The organism is Pantoea sp. B9002 (assembly GCF_013385945.1).
GTDB lineage: Bacteria > Pseudomonadota > Gammaproteobacteria > Enterobacterales > Enterobacteriaceae > Pantoea.
Map to the genome: position 1 here is coordinate 1 of NZ_JACAPA010000090.1, position 721 is coordinate 721.

At 38.3% G+C, this 721-nt stretch carries 2 protein-coding genes; both read right to left on the bottom strand.

The window, feature by feature from the left end:
- Window positions 1–14 precede the first annotated feature (14 nt).
- Window positions 15–275 carry a hypothetical protein gene (locus tag HX773_RS25310; protein WP_255433337.1) on the bottom strand — a complete coding sequence of 87 codons (261 nt, stop codon included), beginning with the start codon at window positions 273–275 and terminating at the stop codon, window positions 15–17.
- A gap of 172 nt (window positions 276–447) precedes the next feature.
- A partial coding sequence (locus HX773_RS25830; protein WP_218168360.1) for a hypothetical protein occupies window positions 448–721 on the bottom strand: 274 nt, incomplete at its 5' end.

Genomic DNA, 721 nt, shown 5'->3' on the forward strand with positions numbered 1-721 from the left:
AATTCAGTGTGCCACTACATTAACGTCACTTCAAAATTAAAACGAACCCCATTCATCTTCATTACAACATCTGGGTGATTTTCTCCTGTTTGCTCAATCAGCAGGGCTTCTTTACCAATACTTTTTTGCAGAGCAGCTGCCAAAAATACCTCGGAAGGAAATGATTTTTGCTTATTAATATCGTTCTCAACGTCAATTGCTTGAGTAAATGAGTCCTGATGCTTGCCAAGATATTTTCTTACCTGTTGATATGCCAGTTCATAATCGAAACTCACATCCATCTCCTAATTCGAATCTTTACAGGGGGCTGAAACCCGACCCTACGAGAACGTACGCCAAGTATAATTTTTAGGCTGGGCATTCGTTAGTAAGCTATTTAGTAATTCCCTCATTTTTAAAGGAGGTTCAATAGAGCCGGTAAACAGCAAGTTTGCAGTCTCCAACAATTCATCTTTCTTGATTTATGGTCATTCCGACCATGCAATCTTGCTTATTTTTAATAAGAAGCATCATTAAAATTAAATATTTACTTTCTGATTCATTCCTTTTAAAAAGACCGTTGCCGAATCCGGATCTTTCAATAATTCGCGAAACATTTCCTCTTGAGAAACCGCCTCTCCATTTTTTTTTAAGAAAAAATTGCATCATTTCTTTGTTTTGTAACCTGCTCTGCAAACGAACCAACCCGCCTAAAGGCGGGTTGGTTCGTTTGCAGAGCAGG